The organism is Pandoraea iniqua (assembly GCF_902459685.1).
In the GTDB taxonomy this organism is placed as follows: domain Bacteria; phylum Pseudomonadota; class Gammaproteobacteria; order Burkholderiales; family Burkholderiaceae; genus Pandoraea; species Pandoraea iniqua.
The window spans coordinates 399,375-420,682 of the sequence record NZ_CABPSF010000001.1; the positions used below are offsets into that span (position 1 = coordinate 399,375).

Below are 21,308 nucleotides of genomic sequence, written 5' to 3' on the forward strand. Positions count from 1 at the left end.
AATTTGGCGAACGTCATGACCCATATGACCCCCTCCGAGATCGTTTCCGAACTCGACAAACACATCATCGGCCAGAACAAGGCCAAGAAGGCTGTCGCGGTGGCATTGCGTAACCGCTGGCGTCGCCAGCAGGTGGCGGACCCGCTGCGTCAGGAAATCACCCCGAAGAACATTCTGATGATCGGGCCGACCGGCGTGGGTAAGACCGAGATCGCCCGACGTCTGGCCAAGCTGGCCGACGCCCCGTTCATCAAGGTCGAAGCGACCAAGTTCACCGAAGTGGGCTATGTGGGCCGCGACGTGGACAGCATCGTGCGCGATCTGGCCGAAATCGCCATCAAGCAGACCCGCGAAGCCGAGATGAAGAAGGTGCGCACCACGGCCGAAGATCGTGCCGAAGACCGCATCCTCGATCTGCTGCTGCCGACGGGCCGCGAGTCCTCGCGTGACATCCGCTTCGGCTCGGTGTCGCATGAACCGGAACCCAGCACGGAAGATAACGCCACGCGTCAGACCTTCCGCAAGCGGTTGCGCGAAGGCGCGCTCGACGACAAGGAAGTCGAGCTCGAAGTCGAGATTCCGGCGCAGGGCATGGAGATCATGGGCCCGCCGGGCATGGAAGAAATGACCGAGCAGATCAAGGGCATGTTCGCGAACTTGGGCAACCAGCGCAAGAAGCGCCAGAAGCTCAAGATCAAGGACGCGCTCAAGATTCTGACCGACGAAGAAGCGTCGAAGATGCTCAACGACGAAGAGGTCAAGCAACTGGCGCTGCGTAACGTCGAGCAGAACGGCATTGTGTTCCTCGACGAGATCGACAAGATCGCCACGCGCAGCGAAGTCGGCGGCGGCGACGTGTCGCGTCAGGGCGTGCAGCGCGATCTGTTGCCGCTGGTCGAAGGTACGACCGTGAGCACGAAGTTCGGCATGATCAAGACGGACCACATTCTGTTCATTGCGAGCGGTGCGTTCCATCTGGCCAAGCCGAGCGACCTGATTCCCGAGTTGCAAGGCCGCTTCCCGATCCGAGTCGAACTCGACTCGCTGTCCGTCGAAGACTTCGAATCGATTCTCACGCAGACCGATGCGAGCCTCGTGAAGCAGTATCAGGCGTTGCTCGCGACGGAAGACGTGGCACTCGAATTCGCACCGGACGGCATCAAGCGTCTCGCGGAGATCGCGTTCTCGGTCAACGAACGCACCGAGAACATCGGCGCACGCCGTCTGTACACCGTGATCGAGAAGTTGCTGGAAGACGTTTCGTATAACGCGGGCAAGCAGGCGAATCAGGTCGTCACCATCGACGCCGCTTATGTGGACGCGTCGCTTGGCGAAGTCGCACAGAACGAAGACCTGTCGCGCTACGTTCTGTAACGCCATCGATCGATCGTTCGCGAAATGAAGAACGGCCCCATTCGGGGCCGTTTTTTTTATGCGCGTTGAGTGGGCGTCGAGCGTGCTGCCGAACTGCCTGCGCGCCTTACTGCTTGACCGGTCGCTTGAGCAGCTTGCGTTGCAGCGTACGGCGATGCATGTTCAGCGCCCGCGCGGTCGCGGAGATATTGCCGTTGTGCTCGGCGAGCACGCGCTGGATGTGCTCCCATTCGAGGCGCGCCACCGACAGCGGCGACGGGTTTTCGAAGGCCTCGTCGGCCTGCGTCTCGCTGGCATCGTTGCGCAACGATGCGAGGATGGTGTCGGCGTTGGCGGGCTTGGCCAGATAGTTGTCGGCGCCGTCCTTGACGGCTTGCACGGCCGTCGCGATGCTCGCATAGCCCGTCAGCACCAACATGCGCGCCTTCGGTTGCAGGGCGCGCAGCGGCGCGATCAGCGGCAATCCCGAGTCGTGCCCGAGATGCAGGTCGACCGAGATCAGGTCGAACTGACGCGTGCGTGCCGCGAGCAATGCGGCGGCGCCGTCGGCGGCAATCTGCACGTCGTAACCGCGGCGCGTGAGTGCGCGAGCCAGCGTTTCGGCGAAAACGACATCGTCGTCGATGAGAAGAAAATGGGAGGCGTTCATGTCTGACTCCGCGAGCCGAAGAAGAAGGTGGCCATCGGCAGGCGCAGCTCGGCGCGCGTGCCTTGCGGCGTATTGGGGGTGAGGATGATGTCGCCACCGAGACGTTGCGCACTGGCGAAGGCGAGATACAGCCCCATGCCGTGTCCGCCGTGTGTACTCATGACGGGAGAGTTGCCCAGCCGCGTACGCAGCTCGGCCGTCATGCCGGGGCCTTCGTCGCAGACGGTAAAGCGCAGATCGTCGGGGGCCACCGCCACATCGAGCGTGACCGACGACGGACTGAAATACGCGGCGTTATCGAGCAGGATGGTGAGGATCTGCCCGACCTGTACGGTGTCTTCGATACGTGCGGTCAGTTGCGGCGGCACATGCAACTGAAACTGCACCTGCGGGTGACGCAGACGCCATTGCGTGGTGAAGGCCGGCAGCCATTCCGCGAGTGCCTGACGCACCGGTGCCGCCGCCCGCATCTGCACGTGACCGATGGCGCTCTTGCACAGCGCAATCTGTTGCTCCAGCGTCTGCAAGTCGGGTTCGAACGGTTTGAGCGAAGCGTTGCCCACACTCTCGCTGCGCAATTCGCCGACGACCACGGCCATGGTGGAGAGCGGCGTACCGAGTTCATGGGCCACGCTCGCGGCTTGCGCACCGAGTGCGGCCATGCGCTCGTCGCGCAGCAGGCGTTGTTCCGCCCGGGCCAGTTGGGCATCACGGGCACGCAGGGCACGCGACATGCGCGACACGAACCACGCGATCACCAGCACGCTCACCACGAAGTTGACCCACATGCCCGCGAGGTGCAGCCGCAGCAGGTTGCCCGGGTCTGCAAGATCGAGCGGCACGTACTGGAAATTCAGCGCGCCGTAAGCGACGAGCGAGAGCAGTGCCAGTTGCGAGGCGTTACGCCACGGCAGCACGGCGGCGGCAATGGCCAGACCGGGGAGGAACAACGAGACGAAAGGATTGGTGGCGCCGCCCGAGAAGAACAGCAAGGCGGTGAGCGCGGCCAGATCGACCAGCAACTGCCCCATCAGATCGAGATCGGTGCGACGCTTGGCGCGTTCCAGCCCACGTCGTGCCCGAATCCATGTGAGCACGTTGAAGAGCACTTCGAGCGCCACGATGGTGAGCATCGGTTCGAGCGGCAGACGCACGCCGAGCCAGAGTTGGGCGACACCGATAGTGGCCAACTGGCCGACGATGGCCAGACAGCGCAGCCAGAAAAGCTGAACGACGTTGGTTCGCTCGATAGGGAAATGAGTCATAGGACAAGTGTACCAAGAGCGGCCCACCGGCCGTCCGGCCGCGCCGGGCGCTGCGACACTCTGCCGCATGGCGAAATGCCATGTATTACATCGCCGCCACGCATCGTGCGCGGGCCGCGACTACAATGATTGTCCACGTCCTGCGCGGCACATCGTCGCGCAACGTCTCATGCGATACAAGGCCGGTATCCGCCGGCCCACAACCAAAAGGAGTTTGCATGAAACACAAGATTTGGGTGGCTGCTGCGCTGAGCCTGGCGACGGTCTCGGCTTACGCACAGGTCGCCGTCTCCGACGCGTGGGCGCGCGGCACCGTGCCCGGCCAAACGGCCACCGGCGTGTTCATGACGTTGCAGTCGCGCGATGCGACCACGCTCGTCGGCGTGAGCACCCCGGCCGCCGCCACGGCGGAAGTGCATGAGATGAAGCTCGAAGGCACGCTCATGAAGATGCGCGCGCTGCCCAACGGCCTGCCGTTGCCGGCAAACCAGCCGGTGCAGCTCAAGCCGGGCAGCTATCACATCATGCTCAACGACCTGAAGGCGCAACTGAAGAAGGGCGACACGGTGCCGGTCACGCTGCGCTTTGAGAGTGCCGATCACAAGAAGTCGGAGCAACAGGTGCAAGTGCAGGTGCGCGACCTGACGGCGCCGGCCCCGGCGGCAGGCGGTGCCATGAGCGCCATGCCGGGCATGTCGCACGGCTCGCATAGCCAGTAAGGCTGACCCGGGCGCAAGCCCGGTTCAGACTTTGGCGTTTGGATCGGCCGGGGTGCCAGCGAGGCTGACCCCGGCGGCCGCCAGCGCCGCACGCAGACACGCGGGGCATAGGCATGCGCCGACGCCGAGCCGCGCCGAGGCGGGCAGATGCGGCCAGTCGAGACACCAGCAAGTTGCGGTCGTGGTACTGGCGTCCGCCGCCTCCGACTGCGCGCCGCACGACACGACGCTGCCGCATTGCGGGCAACGGCTGCCTTCGGCGGGCAACGACATCTTTTCTTCACCTTCCATACTTGATCCCGGTCTGTGATTTCCAGCCAGTGAGAAGCGGCCGGCGCCTGACGGCTCATTGTCGCCGCACCGGCGCCTGCCAAGTTGCACAACTGCAACAGCCCCCGCGTTGTCATCGGCTGGCCACAGCACCCGCGACGAAGACCGGAAAACGGCCCATGAGACAGGGTTTGGAAGACGTTCCGGAAAAATCGGCCACTAGCGGGCGTGCGCCGTCGAGTGAAAGGGGTGATACGCACGTGACATCGTAGCCCGGTCACGGGGCGGAATCGGCCGATTTTGCGGGTGCCATCCGACAGGTCCGGAAGGGTAGCGGGACGGGCGCGCGCAGGCAAGACGGAAGTGCTTCCAAAACCCGGCAAAGCCCAGCACGCACGGGCTTCTTGGCTGTACAATGCGCCGTGTTTCTGGTCCACCTGCGAAAACGTTCCCGCCATGTCCGATCTGCAACCGAATTCCATCGACGACATCGCACCCGCTCTCAAGGCCGAGATTTTGGCTGAGGCGATGCCGTACATCCGCAAATATCACGGTAAGACCGTGGTGATCAAATACGGCGGCAACGCGATGACCGAGGAGCGCCTGAAGCAGGGCTTCGCGCGCGACGTCATTTTGCTCAAGCTCGTGGGCATCAACCCGGTCGTGGTGCACGGCGGCGGTCCGCAAATCGATCAGGCACTCAAGAAGATCGGCAAGCAGGGCACGTTCATCCAAGGCATGCGCGTCACGGATGAAGAGACCATGGAAGTGGTCGAATGGGTGCTCGGCGGCGAAGTCCAGCAGGACATCGTGATGCTGATCAACCAATACGGCGGTCAGGCGGTCGGTCTCACCGGCAAGGATGGCGGTCTGATCAACGCCCGCAAGATGTTGATGCCGGATCGCGAGAACGCGGGCCAGTTCATCGACATCGGTTTCGTCGGCGAAGTCGACTCGATCAACCCGGCCGTGGTGCGCGCGCTGCAAGACGACGCGTTCATCCCGGTGATCTCGCCGATCGGCGTGGGTGAAGACGGTCAGGCGTACAACATCAACGCCGACCTCGTGGCGGGCAAGCTCGCGACGGTGCTGGGCGCCGAGAAGCTGGTGATGATGACCAACATCCCGGGCGTGATGGACCGCGAAGGCAATCTGCTCACCGATCTGTCGGCACGCGAAATCGACGAACTGTTTGCGGACGGCACGATCTCCGGCGGCATGCTGCCGAAGATTTCGTCGGCGCTCGACGCGGCAAAAAGCGGCGTGAAGTCGGTGCACATCGTCGACGGCCGTATCGAACACTCGGTGCTGCTCGAGATTCTGACCGAACAGCCGTTCGGCACGATGATCCGTTCGCACTAAGTACGTTGCACTGAGTACGACGCAATAAGTACGACGCAATAAGTACGCTGCGCTGAGCGTGACGTACTAAGCTTCACTGGCGGACCCTGCGGGGTCCGCTTTGCATTGGTCCCCATCAAACGCGTTCGATCTCGCCCCGACACCATGCCCACGCCTGCCTTCTTTTCATGGAGCGGCGGCAAGGACTCCTGCCTTGCCCTGCATCACGCGCTGTCTTGCGACGCGAGCGGTGCGCCGCATTTCGACGTGCGCCGTCTACTGGCGATGTTCGATGAGACGGGTGACAGCTCGCGCTCGCACGGCTTGCCTCGCGAGTTGATGCAGGCGCAGGCGGATGCACTGGGCATTGCGCTCGATATCGGCCAAGCAGGCTGGAAAGGTTACGAAGCCGAATTCATCGCCCGCTTGCAGGTGATGCGCGCCGAAGGCATCACGCACGGGCTCTTCGGCGACATCGATCTGCAACCGCATCGCGATTGGGAAGAAAAGGTTTGCGCCGCGGCGGGCATGACGGCGGTGTTGCCGCTTTGGCAGCGCGAGCGTCTGGTGTTGGCCCACGAGTTCATCTCGCTGGGGTATCGCGCCGTGATCGTGTGCGTCGACGGTCGCCACCTCGGACCGGAATTCGTCGGTCGCGAATACGACGACGCGTTGCTGGCCGACTTGCCGGCCAACGTCGATGCGTGCGGCGAGAACGGCGAGTTTCACACGTTCGCATACGCAGGACCACGCTTCTCACAACCCGTGCCGTGGCGCATCGAGCGCGTCGAAACCATCCATGGCCCGGCCGAGTACGGCGGCACGCCCTACCATCGCGCGCACATCGTGGCGAGGTAATTGCGACATCCGGGCGTCGCGCGTCGATAGCCGCGCGCTCATCGAGGCAACATCATCGCCGATACTTTTCGGAGGATGACCATGCCTGCAATTCAGCCGTATCTGTCGCCGCATGTATCGCCGCATGCCGCGTCCCCCGCGTTGCCGAACGTCAGTGATTCCTCGTTCGCGCCACCGATGCAAGCCGAAGCAGCCGCGCCTCGCAGGGCCGTGTTTGCAACGAACTTCGAGGTGGCGGCAAACCGCGCAGACCACGCGTCAGAGGGCACGTCCGCAGCGGCCTCGCCCCACACGCGTCGCACTCGCTCGTCGTTCCCCGCGCCCTGCAACACTCGTTATCCGAGCGCCGGTGGCTTCACGCGCCAGAGTCTGTCCACGCCCCAGCAGATTGCCCCGCAGAACCACACGCAATTCCTGCGCGCGAACGCCGAGAGCGCGGTGTTCGGAGAATTGCTGGAGATGCTGAGGCCGGTCGATCGATGCCCGAATCGCAACTACATCTGGAGCGTCGAACTCAGAGACGAACTCATGCATCGCATGTATTGCCTCGGCATCTTTGCCGACACATCCGTTGGCGATATGGCGGTGAAGCATAAGATTCCGTCACTGATGGTAGACGGTCCGGGGTACTTCCCGGGCACTGTCGCCGCCGTCTTTTACGACATCGGCTTCGAGGCGCTAAGGCTTGAGGGTGTGCCGCTTCGGACGCTGGACGAGACCCCGGCTTCGCGTATCGAAGGGGCGGGCCGATTCGCCGTGCGGGCAATACTGAGGGGCTGGATGAACCCGCGAGATCCCTATCACGGCTTCACGCCCTATTTCAAACCGTTGCAGTTCCACGCGCATGCCAACGGCATGCACGACGCCGCAGACATGCTCGATCGCATCACGCGCGACGACTCTTTCGGGTCTCCGGTGACGGGGCCATCCGATGCGGCCAGTTTTCTTGCGGACGAGGCATCGCTGCTCGATGCCCATCTGCGACAGTGCGAACGTGCTGCCGAACCGAGTGCGTGGGAGAAATTCTTCGCGGCGTACGTGAAGCCCGTCATCAAAGCACACTGGTTTCCCCGATTTTGATATCGGCGTGCAGTTACGCAATTCGAACGTCGGACCACAATAGCCCCCGGCGTGGCAAGACAACATCATCCCCCCGACATTTCTCAGGAGGATCGATATGCCCGCATTGCAGCCCTGCCTAACGTCGGCGCCAACACCCGGATGTCTGAACGTGAGTGCTCCAGTGGTGCTGCCCGGCATCGCCGGCTCACGCGCGAGTGCGTTCAATCGCCACTTCGACAACGTGTCGAACCGCATGGGCGATGCGTCCGTCGAGGTGACTGGCAACGCACCAACGCCGCGTATCGCGCACTCGCGCCATACACGCGAGATACGTAAGGATGGATGTATCACGCGTTATCCGACGCAAGGGGGATTCACGCGCGACAGCCGATACGGTGCGCGGGAAATTTCACCGCAGGATCACACGCGATTCTTGCGCACGAATGCCGAAAACGCCGTGTTCGGGGAACTGCTGACATTGCTCCGGCCAAAGCGCGATTGTCCGAACGGCTATTTTCAAGACAATGCGACGTTAAGAGGCGAACTCTGGAAGCGCATCCAGTGCTTGAAAATCGACGGATACGTGTCGGTCAACGGCATGGCGGTCACGCACAAGATTCCGTCACTGCTGATCGACGATGCGAAATATCTACCGGGTTCTCCCCGTGCGATCGCCTACGACATCGGCTTCGAAACGTTAAGCCGTCATGGTCTCGACGCCGGCGCAATCCTACGAAAACCCGTCGCGAGAGTCGAGGCTGCCGGCCGGGCCGCGATAAGACACATCCTCGCCGAACGACCTGACGGGCGCGATCCTTATCGCGGGTTCACCCACCACTTCAAATCGTTGCAATTCCATGCACATGCCAACGGAATGCAAGACGCCACCGACATGCTGGATCGCATTACACGCGACGACTCGTTCGGCCACCCGGTGACGGGCCCTACGGAAGCGGCCGATTTTCTGGCGAACAATGCGTCGCCGCTCAAAGCGCATTTGCGCCGGTGCCACGACGCGGCCAAACCGAGCCGCTGGCAGCGATTCGTGGGCACCGTCTTCAAATATCGACCGTTACCGATGCTGCTCAGACTGTTCGGCCGTTGACCGCATTGTTTATTCGGCGGCCGTCAGCCGCCGCAACTCATCGAGCAACTTCACGGCAGGGCTGGGCAGAATGCCCTGCCGGCGGCGAAACGCCGTCAGCGTGCGGGTCGCGCGCACGGTCGGAATCGGCAGCGTATCCATCACGCGCGCTTTCGCTTCCACGTCGTACATCGGCTCCGGCATCCACGTCAGAAAGCCGCAGCGCGTCACCATGCTCTTGAGCACCGGCACCGAGCGCGTTTCCACGACGATGTTCGGCAGCCCCAGCCCGTGCGCGGCAAACACACCCTGCATATGCGCGTACGGCGCAGTGCCGCGCGGGGGAATGGCCCAGCGCTCGCCCAGCGTATCGGCGAGCGCGATCCGTTTCTGTTGGCGCAGCGGATGATCGCAAGCGGCGACGACAAAGCTGTCGTCCTGCCAATGACAATCGCCGATCGCGACGATGTCGTCAGTGTCGGGGGCGACGGTCGAGAGCGCGAGATCGATCTCGTGACGCATCAGCCCCTGCGCCAGCCGGTCCCACACCCCTTCGATGATTTCCACGCGCAGATTCGGCCAGCGTGTCAGCACCCGATCGATCGCGAGCGGCAAAACGTGACTGGCAATCGCACCCACGGCACCGACTTTGATCGTGCCCTTGGAAAGCCCCCGCAGCGCATCGATTTCTTCGCGTGCCAGCTCGGCCTCGCGGGCGAGCAACATCGCGTGCGGCAGTAACGCTTGGCCAACCGCCGTGAGTTCCATGCCCTTGCTGTGCCGCTCGAACACCGCTGCGCCCAGATCGGTCTCCAGCCGCTTGATGGTGCGGCTCAGCGCCGGCTGCGTGAGATGCAGCTCCGTCGCCGCTCGCCCGAGACTGCCGGTGGCGACGATGGTGGTGAACGCACGCAACTGTTGAAGGTTGAGGCTCATGGGCGGGCAATCTCAGGAAGTGACATCACGAAAGAGTCATGCAAAAAAGTCATGCAAAAGCGTAATGACTTCGGCACATAAAAGCAATTCCAGTGCATATATCGGCTGCCTATACTCGCTCGCATCACCCGACGCACCGCGACCGCCCGGATCGCGAAGACGGTTGGGACCAACAAGATCAACGAGATCAACGAGACAAGCGCAAGTTATGAACGACAGCCGAGAACTGCGTGCTGGCGAAGCCGCCGGCACCACGACCCAACTCACTGTGCGCGAGGTCGTCATCGACCTGATGCGACGCCACGGCATGACCAAGGTCTTTGCCAACCCCGGCTCCACGGAACTGCCGTTGTTCCGCGATTTTCCTGCCGACTTCGAATACGTGTTGGGACTGCAAGAAGCGGTCGTCGTGGGCATGGCCGATGGCTACGCGCAGGCGACCGGTAACGCGGCGTTCATCAACTTGCACTCGGCGGCCGGCGTGGGCAACGCGATGGGCAACATCTTCACGGCGTTCAAGAACCAGACGCCGCTGATCGTCACCGCCGGACAGCAAGCGCGCTCGATCCTGCCGTTCGATCCGTTCCTCGCCTCGGTACGGGCCACCGAATTGCCGCAACCGTACGTCAAGCTCAGCCTTGAACCGGCGCGCGCCGAAGACGTGCCGCTCGCCTTGGCACGCGCCTATCACGTCGCGATGCAGGAGCCGAAGGGCCCCGTCTTCGTATCGATTCCGGTCGACGACTGGGACCGTGCGGCCGAACCCGTGCCGCCGCGTCAGGTGAGCACGCGGGTGCAGCCGGATGCCGCCGCGCTCGATCAACTCGGGGCGGCGCTCGATGCGAGTGAGCGTCCGGTCTTTGTCGTCGGTTCGTCGATCGATCGTGCAGGGGCTTTCGATGCCGTGGTCGCACTGGCTGAACGTCATAACGCACGCGTGTTCACCGCGCCGATGTGCGCACGCTGTGCCTTCCCGGAAGACCATCGACTGTTCGCGGGCTTCCTGCCGCCGATGCGCGAGAAGATCGTTGGCCTGCTGGGCGGCCACGATCTGATTCTGGTCATCGGCGCACCGGCCTTCACGTATCACGTGGAAGGCGCCGGCCCGCACGTGCCGGCCGGTGCGGCCCTGTTCCAGTTGATCGAAGACCCGGGTGTGGCTGCGTGGACGCCAGTGGGCGCGTCCGTGGTCGGCAACGTGCGCCTTGGCGTTGAGACACTGCTGACGCGCGCGGCACCTCGGCTGCGGGCCTTGCCCGCGCAGCGCGCCGTCCCGCCGGTAGCGATGCCGGAGAACGGCGACGCACCGATGTCGACGGCCTTCGCGCTGCAAACGCTAGCGAGCCTTCGGGCCGAGCAAGACATCGTCGTTGAAGAAGCCCCGAGCGCGCGCTCGGTCATGCAGCAATACCTGCCCTTCACGCAGGCCGGCACGTTCTTCACGATGAACAGTGGCGGCCTCGGTTATTCGATGCCCGCGGCTGTCGGCGTGGCGATGGCCAGCCCGGGCCGCCGCGTGATCGGACTGATTGGCGACGGCTCCGCGATGTACTCGATTCAGGCGCTGTGGAGTGCCGCGCAACTGCGCTTGCCGATCACGTTCGTGATTCTGAACAACCGCCGCTATGCCGCGTTGCAGGACTTCGCGCCGTCGTTCGGCTTCGGTCCGCAAGACCCGGTGCAGGGCACCGATCTGCCGGATCTCGATTTCGTTCACTTGGCGGCAGGCATGGGCGTGCGCGGTGAGCGCGTGACGCAGGCGCTGGCGCTGCGCGACGTCTTGTCGCAGGCCATCGAGAGCGGCGAGACCCGTCTGGTCGAGATCGAGGTGGCATGATGCACAGCGCGCGTCTGCCGGCACCGTGCACGGTGTCATGCGACACCCCGGCCGACGCCCACCTGTGACGACGCATTCGCTGCGTCCTGCGAATTCAGCAATACAAGGAGACATGCATGCAAACCCCTCAGACGCTCACCATGCTGATCGGCGGCCAACGCGTTGCCGCGAGCAACGGCGCAACGTTCGAACGACGTAACCCGCTCGATGGCGAAGTCGCCTCGCGTGCCCCGGCAGCCACACTCGACGATGCGCGCGCTGCCGTGCGTGCCGCGTGGGCGGCCTTCCCGGCGTGGTCGAAGACCGGCCCGACGGAACGGCGTGCACTGCTGATGAAGGCCGCTGATCAACTCGAAGCGAAGGTCGAACAGTTTCAGGCCGCGATGGCGGCAGAGACGGGTGCCTCCGGGTTGTGGGCCGGTTTCAACGTGCATCTGGCCGCGCAAGGCTTGCGCGAAGCCGCTTCGATGACGACGCAAATTGCTGGCGAAGTGATTCCGTCGGACGTGCCGGGCAGTCTCGCCATGGGCATGCGACAGGCCGCAGGCGTGGTGCTTGGCATCGCCCCGTGGAATGCCCCGGTCATTCTTGGCGTGCGTGCGCTGGCGTTGCCGCTCGCGTGTGGCAATACGGTGGTGTTCAAGGGTTCCGAGTTGTGCCCGGCCACGCATGGACTGATTGCCGACGCGCTGGAAGAAGCCGGTTTGCCGCCGGGCGTTGTGAACTTCGTGACGAACGCACCGCAAGACGCGGGCGCGATTGTCGACGCGTTGATTGCCGAGCCTGCCGTGCGCCGTGTGAACTTCACCGGCTCGACACGCGTGGGCCGCATCATTGCGACGCGCTGCGCCGAGCACATCAAACCGGCCGTGCTGGAGTTGGGCGGCAAGGCGCCGTGTCTGGTGCTCGACGATGCCGATCTCGACGCCGCCGTGAATGGCGTGGCCTTCGGCGCGTTCGCCAACTCGGGGCAGATTTGCATGTCGACCGAGCGCATCGTCGTGGCCGAAACCATTGCCGATGCCTTCACTGAAAAGCTGGCGGCCAAAGCGCGCGCGCTGCCGCTGGGCGACCCGCGCAACGGGCCGGTCGTACTCGGCTCGGTCATCGACATGGCGACCGTCGAGCGCTGCAACGCGTTGATCGACGATGCACTGGCGAAAGGCGCAACGCTGCTTTGCGGCGGCCGCGCCGAGACGACCCTGATGCCCGCGACGTTGCTCGATCACGTCACACCCGACATGAAGATCTACAGCGAAGAATCGTTCGGACCGGTCAAGGGCATCGTGCGTGTGAAAGACGACGAGGCGGCGATTGCCTGCGCCAACGACAACGCCTACGGCCTGTCGTCGGCGGTATTCAGCCGCGATATCGCGCGTGCGATGCAAGTCGCCGCCCGCATCGAATCCGGCATTTGCCATATCAACGGCCCCACGGTGCACGACGAAGCGCAGATGCCGTTCGGCGGCGTGAAGGCGAGTGGCTGGGGGCGCTTCGGCGGCAAGGCCGGTATCCATGAATTCACCGATCTGCGCTGGGTGACGGTGCAGACGACACCGCGTCACTACCCGTTCTAAGCCTTACGGTCGGGCCAGCGCGGTCATTCAGTTCCCGTCAGTTTCGTAATGCAAGACCACCATACCGCCGCAGCCGGGAGACCGGAACAGACGGCCGGAGGAGACAACTGTGTCACAACCTTATGAGACCGCCCCTGCGGGCGGCGGCAACCCGATGGCGGATTCGCCGCGCAATGACGCCGCTGCCAGTGCCGCACCCAGTGCAACATCGAGCGCCCCGAAAGGTGCTGCGGCGGGCTACGGCCGGGTCGTGGCGGCAAGCTGCTTCGGCACGGCCATCGAGTGGTACGACTTTTTCGTCTACGGGTTTCTCGCGCCCATCGTCTTCGACCGGCTGTTCTTCCCGCAGCTTGATCCGATGGCGGGGATGATCGCGGTGTTCGCGACGTTTGCCGTCGGCTTCGTCGCGCGGCCGATCGGCGGCATCGTGTTCGGGCATTTCGGCGATCGCATCGGGCGCAAGTCGATCCTGCTCTTCACGCTGATTCTCATGGGCGTGGCGACCACGCTCATCGGTTTGCTGCCGACGTACGACATGATCGGCATGTGGGCGCCGATCATGCTCGTGACGCTGCGTTTCGTGCAGGGTTTCGCACTGGGCGGCGAATCGGTCGGCGGTTTGCTGATGACGGTCGAGGGGGCACCGGCGCATCTGCGTGGCCTGTTCGGCGGACTGATTCAGGCTGCGGGGCCGACGTCGATCGTGGGCGCGTCGCTCGCCATTGTTCTGATCACACGACTGCCTGAAGACGACCTGCTCAGCTGGGGCTGGCGTATCCCATTCCTCGTGAGCCTGCTGCTCGTCGCACTCGGCACGTACGTGCGCCTGAAGGTCGAAGAGTCGCCGACCTTCAAGGCTGTCGAGAAGCACCGCGAGATCGCCAAGGTGCCTGTTGTCGAAGTGCTCACGCACTACTGGCGCCCGACGCTCGTCACGTTCTTCATCTGTCTGGCCGAGACGAGCTTCTTTTATCTCGTGGCGATTTTCTCGCTGTCGTATGGCACCAAGACGCTCGGCTTGCCGCGCGGCATGATGGCCGACGGCGTGCTCTACGCGAACATTCTGGCGATGCTCACCATCCCGGCGTTCGGCATGCTTTCCGACAAGCTCGGGCGCCGTCCGATGTTCCTGATGGGGCTGGCGGCGACGGCGATCTTCATCTACCCGTTCTTCCTGATGATGGGCAGCAAGGAGACCGCATTGGTCGTGATGGCGATCGTGATCGGCGCCGGGGTGATCCACCCGATGATGTTCGGCCCGGAGGGCAGCTTCTTCTCGGAGTTGTTCGATACCCGCGTGCGCTTCTCGGGCGTGTCGCTGGGCAAGCAGATCGGGACGGTGCTGGGCGGAGGGCTCGCCCCGATGATCGCGGCGAGCCTGCTGGCGTGGAGCCATGGCCAGATCTGGCCGGTGATCGCGTACTTCCTCGTGTTGGCCGCGATGGCGTTGGTCTCGACGTTCCTAGTGCGCGAGACCAAAAACCGCACGCTGTGATGGCGTGATGGCAGGCGCGCCGCTCAGGTAACTGAGCGGCGCGTCGCGATTCGCACAGCGTGCCAAGTGTTGGGTGATGGGTAAGGGTTCATGACGACTGTATTCACGCAACTGGAAGTTCTCGGTTCGGATGCGGCGCAAGAGATGCTCCCGAAACGCCGTCTCCGATTTATCGCTCTCGGCCGGCGGCGCGTCGAGCAGACCCATCGAGACGAGATGAAAGTCGGAGACGGCGTTGACCGGCGGCGTGGTGCCCAGATCGGCGAGCCGGTTCAGTTCCGTGGCAACTTGGTACAGCCGGTTCCTCATCAAGCCATTTCGGTGTCGCGCGAAGGTGGGGTAGGGGGCAGGAATCGTGGTCCCGAGTTGAAATGACTGATCGAACTGCAACGCGTTGAGTGACCCGATCATGAGTGTCGGGTCGCTCGTCATGAGAGACATCAACCCCGTCTCGCGGCAGAAGTGATTCAGGTCGAACACCTGACCGTAGCCTAACTGCGTCATTTTCTTCTCCAGCATCTGACCCAGCTCGAAGCACCGCGTGGCCGGCTTTGCCGGACAGCCATTCACGGCAGGCAAGATCGTATAAAGCGCCTTGAATGCGATGTCGTGCAGGGCCTTACGGATGTCGTGAACGCAGTCGGGCACGCTTGCCGTGCGCCATTTCTCAGCGCAGGCGTCGATCAGGTCGTCACCTTTGCGCGTGGAGGCGGGGGGTACGTGACGCACCGGCTGTGAGAGCGGCACGAGCTTGGTCAGGACGGCGGGGGGTGAACTGGGCCGGTCATGGTTAACGGGCCGGCCGTTCAGAGGCCGCATGTCTTCACCGTCTCGGCGCATTCGCTGCACGGCGAGCAGTGAATCGTTCCCCAGTCGATCAGTGACGGGCGAGGCAAGGACAGGTTGTCGCACGAGCGGTAGAAACGGTGCGGCGGCGAAACCGGCAGACGCGTTGACGGATGCGTTGTGGGATAGCGCGAACATGATGGGAATCACCTCTCGAAGATGGCAGGACACGGGGGCCGGGCGCAGATCGGATAGCGCCCACCATCGTAGAAGTGTCCCGTTCAGAGGGTTGTCGGTTCGTGCGTGGGGTGTTGGGAAAGCGAGCGGCGGTGCAGCAAACAAAACGCCCTGCTCGCAAAGCGAAGCAGGGCGTTCACATCACCGTGCGATGCGTCGGATGGCGCTACAGATCCAGCACGAGCATGGCCGACTTGCTGCGCGAACAGCAAGGCAGCATCTGATCGTTGGCGGCGCGCTCTTCATCGGTCAGATACACGTCGCGATGATCGGGGGTGCCGTCGATCACGCGCGTGAGACACGTGCCACAGACACCTTGCTCGCACGACATCTGGATTTCAATGCCTTGTGCCGCGAGTGCCGCCACGATGGTTTCGTCCGCCTTCACGTCGATCACACGACCCGTCGAATGCAGCTTGACCTGAAATGCAGCGTCGCTCGCGCTATCGGTCGCTGCCGGTGCCGCAAAGTACTCGCGATGCACATTGCCCTCGGGCCATTGCGCGGCTTCCGCACGCGCGAGCACGGCATCGATGAAACCTGCCGGTCCGCACACATACAGATGCTTGCCGCCCGACGGTTGCGCAAGAATCGCGTCGAGGTCTGCGCGAGCCCCTTCGCTGTCGTGATAGACGCGCGTGTTCCCAGTGAGATCCGCCTGCGCAAAGCGTTCGCCAAACGCCGTACGGGCCGGCTCACGCGTGCAGTAATGCACTTCGAACGACGCCCCTGCCGCAGCCAATGTCTCGGCCATCGCCAGAATCGGCGTCACGCCGATGCCCCCGGCGAGCAGAATGCTGTGCTTCGCCGTGTCCACCAGCGGGAAGTGATTGCGCGGTTCGCTGATCTCCAGTTCGACGCCGGGCGACAGTGCGTGCATGCCGGTCGAGCCGCCGCGCGACGCGGGGTCACGCAACACGCCGAGGCGATAGCGTTCGGTTTCACCCGGCGCATTGCACAGCGAGTATTGGCGTACGAGTCCGCCCGGCAGATGCACGTCGATATGCGCGCCGGCGGTGAAGCCCGGCAGCGGGCTGCCGTCGAGACTCACCAGATCGAAGGCGCAGATATCGGTTGCGACATCCTGCTTGTTCGCCAGCCTGACTTTCATGCTGCGTGCTCCGTTCCTTGCGTTGCACCCGCACGCTCGGCGTCGATCAGACGATCGAGTACCTTGCGCGATTGCACGCCACCGGCGTCGATGTTGAGCTTGAGAATCTTCTTCTCCGGATACGCCGACAGGTTGCGCTGTTGCGCTTCGAGCACGTCCTGGTCTTCGGCGAAGATGCCGCCTTGGCCGCGCTTGATCGCCGCGGTCAGCTCGGCGTCTTCCGGCTTGAAGTTGCGTGCCATGCCCCAGAAGTACCAGATCGATTCGTCGGTCTCGGGCGTGATGAAGTCCACGACGATGCTGCCGGCCTTCTTGTCGGCCGGGGCGTTGTAGCCGCCATGACCCGCGTGCGCGACGCCCACTTCGATCATCACGTGGCTCGGCGGCGTGAAGCGGCAGATCTGCCAGCGATCGCACGGCACCTGATCGTCCAGACCGTTCGCGCGCAGCGCGCTCGCCCAGAACGGCGGCGCCTTGATGCTCTCCATGTGACGCGCCGTCACCACGCTGTCACCTTCCGTGACCGTCTTCGGCGGCGCTTCTTCGATTTCTTCCTGTCCGATGCTGCTCGCGTGCACGTACGTTTCGTGCGTGAGATCCATCAGGTTGTCGATCATCAGGCGGTAATCGCACTTGATGTGATACAGCCCGCCGCCATACGCCCACTGGTCGCTCACGGCCCATTCCAGATGCGGAATCTCGTCGGCATTGGCGAGTGCGGCGTCGCCCGGCCACACCCACACGAAGCCGTAGCGCTCCACGCACGGGAACGCGCGCGTCTTCGGAAAACCGCCGACCCGCTGGCCGACCATCTTCGTGCACTTGCCGCCGCCGTCGACCGTCAGGCCGTGATAGCCGCACACCAACTGGCCGTCCTTGACGAAGCCCAGCGACAACGCCGCGCCACGATGCGGGCAGAAGTCTTCCAGTGCGGCCACCTGACCGTCGCCGTCGCGGAAGAACACCATCGGCTCGTTGCAGACCTTACGGCCCAGCGGCTTCTCGGCAAATTCGTCCGGCGTGCAGGCCACATACCAAGTGTTTTTGAGGAACATGATCGTTTGTCTCCTTGGCGCGTCTGGGGATGGCGCGCTCTTGTTTCGATAGGGAATGAGGAAAAGGTCGGCGGGCGTGCGCGGGGGCGGAACCCCTCAGAGCAACTGCGCCCCCATGCTGTGTTCTTGCGTGACGATGTGCTCGCGGCACATGAATTCGGCGCGGTCGGGCTGGCGCGCGGCAATCGCCTCGACGATGGCGTGATGCTGGCGATGCGCATACGCAATGATGTCCGCGTACTGACGGCGATCTTCGTGCCCGAACGCAACCGTGCGGGGCGCGACGAACGGCACCAGATTGCAGCGCGCGATAAAGCCTTCGAGCAGCGGATTGTGAGCACCGGTCACGAGCAGATCGTGAAAGCGCGCGTTGAGCGACGCGTAGCCGATCTGCACTTCCGGCGTCATCGTGTGATCGGCCAGCAGCGCATCGCCTTCGGCGAGCAGGTCGCGCAGTTGCTTGAGCAACTCGGCGCTCGCGCCCTTCTCTGCGAGCAGGCGGGCGGCATAGCCTTCGAGCGCGCCGCGCAGGTGCAACGCTTCCACGCTCTCGTCCCGGGTGTGGGCGCGCACCGCGTAACCGCGTTGTCCGGCGCGTACGACCAACCCTTCCTCCGCGAGCACCGGCAGCGCCTGCCGGATGGGCATGCGCGAGACCCCAAGCTGCTCGGCGAGCTTGGCTTCGGCCAGACGTTCGCCCGGGGCGAGCTCGCCCTTGAGAATCATCTCGCGCAATTGAACGGTGGTCGGCGTGGGGTGCAGCATGCGTTTCCTTTGGGTCGCTGAATGGCATTGCCGGTCAGGAACCGTCCGGCTTTTTTTCATTATGGGATCCCGTAAATCCAAAACGCATCAGTAGATACCCTGCTTTATGCAAATATGGGATCCCGTATAGACTCGGCCCTGCATAAATGCGGGCGGTGTCATGCATGTCATGACGCCCCCCGGCACTACAAGACACAAGAGACGGAGACTTATCGTGGCAAAGATCATTGGGGGGATTGGCACGTCGCACGTGCCGACCATCGGCGTGGCGTACGACAAGGGCAAGCAGCAGGATCCCGCGTGGGCGCCGTTGTTTCAGGGCTATGAGCCTGTGGCGAAATGGCTGGCCGAGCAGCAGGCCGACGTGCTCGTGTTTTTCTACAACGATCACGCCACGACGTTCTTCTTCGACATGTATCCGACGTTCGCGCTGGGCGTGGGCGAGTCGTTCCCGATTGCCGACGAAGGCGCAGGGCTGCGTCCGCTGCCGCCGATTCGCGGCGACGTGGCGTTGCAGGCGCACATTGCCGAGTCGCTCGTGAACGACGAGTTCGACCTCACCGTGTTTCAGGACAAACCGATCGATCACGGTTGCGCCTCGCCGCTGCCTCTGCTCTGGCCGCACAAGCCGGACTGGCCGGGCACCGTTGTGCCGATTGCCATCAACGTGTTGCAGTACCCGCTGCCCACGGGCCGCCGCTGCTACCGGCTGGGGCAGGCCGTGCGCCGCGCGATCGAGTCGTATCCGGAAGACCTGCGCGTCGTGGTCGTGGGCACGGGCGGTCTCTCGCACCAGATTCACGGCGAGCGCACGGGCTACAACGACGAAGCATGGGATCGCGAATTCCTCGAACTGCTTGAGCACGAACCCGAGACGCTGGCCGAACTCAAGCACGTGGACTACGTGCGTCGCGGCGGCGCCGAAAGCGTCGAGCAAATCATGTGGCTGTCGATGCGCGGTGCCCTCGGCCCGAACATCAAGCGTCTGCATCTGAACTACTACTTGGCGACCACCACGGCGATGACCGTCGCGCTCTACGAGGAGGAAGCCGCATGAATCCGCAGCTCGAAGGCATCGAATCGATCACCGGCACTTACGCGTTCGACCTGCGCGTGAGCAACCGCACGCTGCACCTCAATCGCTTTTTCTGGCACATGATCCGCGCCGAGAACCGCGAAACGTTTCTGAACGATCCGGCCGCCGCGATGACCGCCGCCGGTTTGTCGGCCGAGGAGCAGGCGCTGGTGCAGGCGCAGGACTGGCTGGGTCTCGTGCGTCATGGCGTGAACTTCTTCGTGCTGGAGAAGTTTGCGCGCGTGGTGCGCAAGACCAATCTGGAGGTGTACGCGATCATGCGTGGCGAGTCGCTCGACGACTTCATGGCAACGCGGCGCGTGCCGACGATGCGCTGAGCGAGCCCTTTGCATGTCGATCGACACCGTCATCAGTCTCACCAACGCACCCCCGACGTCGAGCCTCGCCTGTCACGAGCGCGGCACGTGGAGCCGCGCGCCGCAGAACAACGACGCCTCGCTGCTATGCCGCAAGTTGCGTGGCTTGCGCGCGATGGTTGCCGTGCTCGAATGCGACTCCGTCGCGCGGGCGGCCCGCATGTTGCATCTGTCGCAATCGGCGGTGGCACGCTCGATTTCGGATATCGAAGCGGAGCTGGGCTTCCCGTTGTTTCACCGCAGCGGGCGCGGCCTGATTCCCAACGCCGCCGGTCAGCGTCTCGGTGTGCGCGCGACGCGTGCGTTGGCGGAGTTGGCCAACGGCTATCGTGAAGCGTTTGCCGCCACGGCGTCACAAGCCGACGGCGGGGCACGCGCGGCGAGCCGCTTCGCGGCGGTGGTGGCGCCCCAGCAACTCACGAGCTTTATCGCGGTGGCGGAGCTGGGCAGCGGCCCGCTGGCGGCGACCCGTCTGCAATGTTCGCAGCCGACGATTCAACGCAATCTCGATCAGCTTGAAGACCTTATCGGCATCAAGCTGTTCCGGCGCACGCCGCGCGGCACGCGTCTGACCGACGAGGCGCAGGCATTGCTCGGTCCGGTCAAACGTGCGCTTGCCGAGCTGGCGATTGCGGAAGACGAACTCGCGCCGTTCGGCGGACGTCAGCAGGGCACGGTGATCGTGGCGGCGCTGCCGCTGTCGAGCGGCTTTCTGTTGCCGAAGGCCATCGACAGCCTGTTGCACAAGTCGCCGTATCTCACGGTGACGGTTGTCGATGGCACGTACGAGGCACTCGTTCGTCAGCTGCGACAGGCCGACGTCGACATGATCGTCGGCGCGTTGCGGGCGAACGACGTGCCGGCCGACATCCGGCAGGAAGCGTTGTTCGAAGATCACCTGTCGGTGGTTGCGCGGGCCGATCACCCATGTCTGACGATGGGGCGCGAGCCGACGCTCGCGGAACTGGCGCAGTACGGCTGGGTGAGCCCGCTGCCGTGCACCCCTGCGCGCGGCGTGTTCGAGCGCGTGTTTCGCGCGGAAGGACTCGCGCTGCCGCAGACGCAAGTGCATGCGAGCAGTTCACCGGTGGTGCGCGGCTTGCTGCTCTCGAGCGACCGGCTGGCGTTGCTCTCGCCGGTGCAGATTACGTCCGAGTTGCGTACGGGCGAACTGGCCGTGGTGCCGGTCGCACTTCAACACGCGCGTCGCGCCATCGGTCTCGCGACGCGTCGCGACGGTCTGCTGTCGCCTGCCGCAGAGCAATTGCTCGACGAACTTCGGGCGCTCGCCCCGACGGTGCAGCACCCCAACTGACCTCGTGCGGCGCGCCCGCACCACTCCCTTAGCGAGCGCGGCGAAATTCGCCGGAATCGCCATGACTTGCATGTCGCGCGACTCGCTCGCGCGAGTGCACTCTCCCACTTCAGCACCGTG

20 protein-coding genes are annotated in these 21,308 nt (G+C 63.9%); 12 read left to right on the forward strand and 8 right to left on the reverse strand.

Features of this window, described 5'->3' with window-relative positions; translation table 11 throughout:
• Window positions 1–15 precede the first annotated feature (15 nt).
• On the forward strand, window positions 16–1,374 hold the full coding sequence (gene hslU / locus PIN31009_RS01635; protein ID WP_058376820.1) for an ATP-dependent protease ATPase subunit HslU: 1,359 nt from the start codon (window positions 16–18) through the stop codon (window positions 1,372–1,374).
• Window positions 1,375–1,480: 106 nt separating this feature from the next.
• Here the strand turns inward: hslU and PIN31009_RS01640 are convergent, their stop codons facing one another.
• A complete protein-coding gene (locus tag PIN31009_RS01640; RefSeq protein WP_058376821.1) occupies window positions 1,481–2,023 on the reverse strand; it encodes a response regulator transcription factor in 543 nt (180 codons plus the stop codon).
• Window positions 2,020–3,288, reverse strand: a complete 1,269-nt coding sequence (locus tag PIN31009_RS01645) for an ATP-binding protein (protein WP_087690349.1) — start codon at window positions 3,286–3,288, stop codon at window positions 2,020–2,022. The genes PIN31009_RS01640 and PIN31009_RS01645 overlap by 4 nt, the downstream gene beginning before the upstream one ends.
• Before the next feature lie 218 nt (window positions 3,289–3,506).
• On the opposite strand from PIN31009_RS01645, the gene PIN31009_RS01650 reads away from it, so the two are divergent.
• Complete coding sequence (locus tag PIN31009_RS01650) at window positions 3,507–4,007, forward strand: copper chaperone PCu(A)C (RefSeq protein WP_150789100.1); 501 nt, start codon at window positions 3,507–3,509, stop codon at window positions 4,005–4,007.
• Window positions 4,008–4,031: 24 nt separating this feature from the next.
• On the opposite strand, the gene PIN31009_RS01655 is transcribed toward PIN31009_RS01650, so the two are convergent.
• Window positions 4,032–4,298: a cysteine-rich CWC family protein gene (locus PIN31009_RS01655; RefSeq protein ID WP_246185473.1), complete on the reverse strand. Its 267-nt coding sequence runs from the start codon at window positions 4,296–4,298 to the stop codon at window positions 4,032–4,034.
• 435 nt (window positions 4,299–4,733) lie between these two features.
• Between PIN31009_RS01655 and argB the strand changes: the two genes are divergently transcribed.
• The 4 genes from argB (at window position 4,734) to PIN31009_RS01680 (ending at window position 8,643) form a co-directional block, all read left to right on the forward strand.
• Window positions 4,734–5,639, forward strand: coding sequence for an acetylglutamate kinase (argB, locus tag PIN31009_RS01660; RefSeq protein WP_150682751.1), 906 nt, complete (start codon window positions 4,734–4,736; stop codon window positions 5,637–5,639).
• 144 nt (window positions 5,640–5,783) lie between these two features.
• A complete protein-coding gene (locus PIN31009_RS01665) occupies window positions 5,784–6,476 on the forward strand; it encodes an adenine nucleotide alpha hydrolase (RefSeq protein ID WP_150789101.1) in 693 nt (230 codons plus the stop codon).
• 81 nt (window positions 6,477–6,557) lie between these two features.
• Window positions 6,558–7,556, forward strand: a complete 999-nt coding sequence (locus PIN31009_RS27800) for a hypothetical protein (RefSeq protein WP_174996886.1) — start codon at window positions 6,558–6,560, stop codon at window positions 7,554–7,556.
• A 97-nt stretch (window positions 7,557–7,653) separates the two neighbouring features.
• Window positions 7,654–8,643, forward strand: a complete 990-nt coding sequence (locus tag PIN31009_RS01680) for a hypothetical protein (RefSeq protein ID WP_150789104.1) — start codon at window positions 7,654–7,656, stop codon at window positions 8,641–8,643.
• Window positions 8,644–8,652: 9 nt separating this feature from the next.
• Here PIN31009_RS01680 and PIN31009_RS01685 read toward each other — a convergent pair whose 3' ends face one another.
• Entirely contained in the window at window positions 8,653–9,558 is a 906-nt protein-coding gene (locus tag PIN31009_RS01685; protein ID WP_150789105.1) for a LysR family transcriptional regulator, read from the reverse strand.
• Between the two features lie 208 nt (window positions 9,559–9,766).
• On the opposite strand from PIN31009_RS01685, the gene mdlC reads away from it, so the two are divergent.
• The 3 genes from mdlC (at window position 9,767) to PIN31009_RS01700 (ending at window position 14,467) form a co-directional block, all read left to right on the forward strand.
• Window positions 9,767–11,395, forward strand: a complete 1,629-nt coding sequence (gene mdlC / locus PIN31009_RS01690) for a benzoylformate decarboxylase (RefSeq protein ID WP_150789106.1) — start codon at window positions 9,767–9,769, stop codon at window positions 11,393–11,395.
• A gap of 116 nt (window positions 11,396–11,511) precedes the next feature.
• Window positions 11,512–12,972, forward strand: coding sequence for an aldehyde dehydrogenase (locus tag PIN31009_RS01695; protein ID WP_150789107.1), 1,461 nt, complete (start codon window positions 11,512–11,514; stop codon window positions 12,970–12,972).
• A gap of 109 nt (window positions 12,973–13,081) precedes the next feature.
• Window positions 13,082–14,467, forward strand: coding sequence for an MFS transporter (locus tag PIN31009_RS01700; RefSeq protein WP_150789108.1), 1,386 nt, complete (start codon window positions 13,082–13,084; stop codon window positions 14,465–14,467).
• Here the strand turns inward: PIN31009_RS01700 and PIN31009_RS01705 are convergent.
• From PIN31009_RS01705 to PIN31009_RS01720, 4 genes are all read right to left on the reverse strand, one after another.
• Complete coding sequence (locus PIN31009_RS01705) at window positions 14,435–15,595, reverse strand: hypothetical protein (protein ID WP_150789109.1); 1,161 nt, start codon at window positions 15,593–15,595, stop codon at window positions 14,435–14,437. The genes PIN31009_RS01700 and PIN31009_RS01705 overlap by 33 nt on opposite strands.
• A gap of 61 nt (window positions 15,596–15,656) precedes the next feature.
• Window positions 15,657–16,601 (reverse strand): PDR/VanB family oxidoreductase, encoded by a 945-nt coding sequence (locus PIN31009_RS01710; RefSeq protein WP_150789110.1) that lies wholly within the window; start codon window positions 16,599–16,601, stop codon window positions 15,657–15,659.
• A complete protein-coding gene (locus PIN31009_RS01715) occupies window positions 16,598–17,656 on the reverse strand; it encodes an aromatic ring-hydroxylating dioxygenase subunit alpha (RefSeq protein ID WP_150682761.1) in 1,059 nt (352 codons plus the stop codon). The genes PIN31009_RS01710 and PIN31009_RS01715 overlap by 4 nt, the downstream gene beginning before the upstream one ends.
• Window positions 17,657–17,752: 96 nt before the next feature.
• Window positions 17,753–18,421 (reverse strand): GntR family transcriptional regulator, encoded by a 669-nt coding sequence (locus PIN31009_RS01720; RefSeq protein WP_058376836.1) that lies wholly within the window; start codon window positions 18,419–18,421, stop codon window positions 17,753–17,755.
• Between the two features lie 214 nt (window positions 18,422–18,635).
• On the opposite strand from PIN31009_RS01720, the gene PIN31009_RS01725 reads away from it, so the two are divergent.
• From PIN31009_RS01725 to PIN31009_RS01735, 3 genes are read left to right on the forward strand one after another with little or no spacing between them, the layout of a single operon-like run.
• Window positions 18,636–19,478 (forward strand): gallate dioxygenase, encoded by an 843-nt coding sequence (locus PIN31009_RS01725; RefSeq protein ID WP_150789111.1) that lies wholly within the window; start codon window positions 18,636–18,638, stop codon window positions 19,476–19,478.
• Window positions 19,475–19,834 (forward strand): protocatechuate 3,4-dioxygenase, encoded by a 360-nt coding sequence (locus PIN31009_RS01730; protein WP_087690323.1) that lies wholly within the window; start codon window positions 19,475–19,477, stop codon window positions 19,832–19,834. The genes PIN31009_RS01725 and PIN31009_RS01730 overlap by 4 nt, the downstream gene beginning before the upstream one ends.
• Before the next feature lie 13 nt (window positions 19,835–19,847).
• Complete coding sequence (locus tag PIN31009_RS01735) at window positions 19,848–21,188, forward strand: LysR family transcriptional regulator (RefSeq protein ID WP_058376839.1); 1,341 nt, start codon at window positions 19,848–19,850, stop codon at window positions 21,186–21,188.
• Window positions 21,189–21,308: the final 120 nt, after the last annotated feature.

Coding starts and splice junctions, on each gene's coding strand:
- PIN31009_RS01655 (WP_246185473.1), bottom strand. CDS start 4,298: ATGGAAGGTGAAGAAAAGATGTCGTTGCCCGCCGAAGGCAGCCGTTGC.
- PIN31009_RS01665 (WP_150789101.1), top strand. CDS start 5,784: ATGCCCACGCCTGCCTTCTTTTCATGGAGCGGCGGCAAGGACTCCTGC.
- argB (WP_150682751.1), top strand. CDS start 4,734: ATGTCCGATCTGCAACCGAATTCCATCGACGACATCGCACCCGCTCTC.
- PIN31009_RS01735 (WP_058376839.1), top strand. CDS start 19,848: ATGTCGATCGACACCGTCATCAGTCTCACCAACGCACCCCCGACGTCG.
- hslU (WP_058376820.1), top strand. CDS start 16: ATGACCCATATGACCCCCTCCGAGATCGTTTCCGAACTCGACAAACAC.
- PIN31009_RS27800 (WP_174996886.1), top strand. CDS start 6,558: ATGCCTGCAATTCAGCCGTATCTGTCGCCGCATGTATCGCCGCATGCC.
- PIN31009_RS01680 (WP_150789104.1), top strand. CDS start 7,654: ATGCCCGCATTGCAGCCCTGCCTAACGTCGGCGCCAACACCCGGATGT.
- PIN31009_RS01650 (WP_150789100.1), top strand. CDS start 3,507: ATGAAACACAAGATTTGGGTGGCTGCTGCGCTGAGCCTGGCGACGGTC.
- PIN31009_RS01685 (WP_150789105.1), bottom strand. CDS start 9,558: ATGAGCCTCAACCTTCAACAGTTGCGTGCGTTCACCACCATCGTCGCC.
- PIN31009_RS01720 (WP_058376836.1), bottom strand. CDS start 18,421: ATGCTGCACCCCACGCCGACCACCGTTCAATTGCGCGAGATGATTCTC.
- PIN31009_RS01715 (WP_150682761.1), bottom strand. CDS start 17,656: ATGTTCCTCAAAAACACTTGGTATGTGGCCTGCACGCCGGACGAATTT.
- mdlC (WP_150789106.1), top strand. CDS start 9,767: ATGAACGACAGCCGAGAACTGCGTGCTGGCGAAGCCGCCGGCACCACG.
- PIN31009_RS01710 (WP_150789110.1), bottom strand. CDS start 16,601: ATGAAAGTCAGGCTGGCGAACAAGCAGGATGTCGCAACCGATATCTGC.
- PIN31009_RS01730 (WP_087690323.1), top strand. CDS start 19,475: ATGAATCCGCAGCTCGAAGGCATCGAATCGATCACCGGCACTTACGCG.
- PIN31009_RS01695 (WP_150789107.1), top strand. CDS start 11,512: ATGCAAACCCCTCAGACGCTCACCATGCTGATCGGCGGCCAACGCGTT.
- PIN31009_RS01640 (WP_058376821.1), bottom strand. CDS start 2,023: ATGAACGCCTCCCATTTTCTTCTCATCGACGACGATGTCGTTTTCGCC.
- PIN31009_RS01645 (WP_087690349.1), bottom strand. CDS start 3,288: ATGACTCATTTCCCTATCGAGCGAACCAACGTCGTTCAGCTTTTCTGG.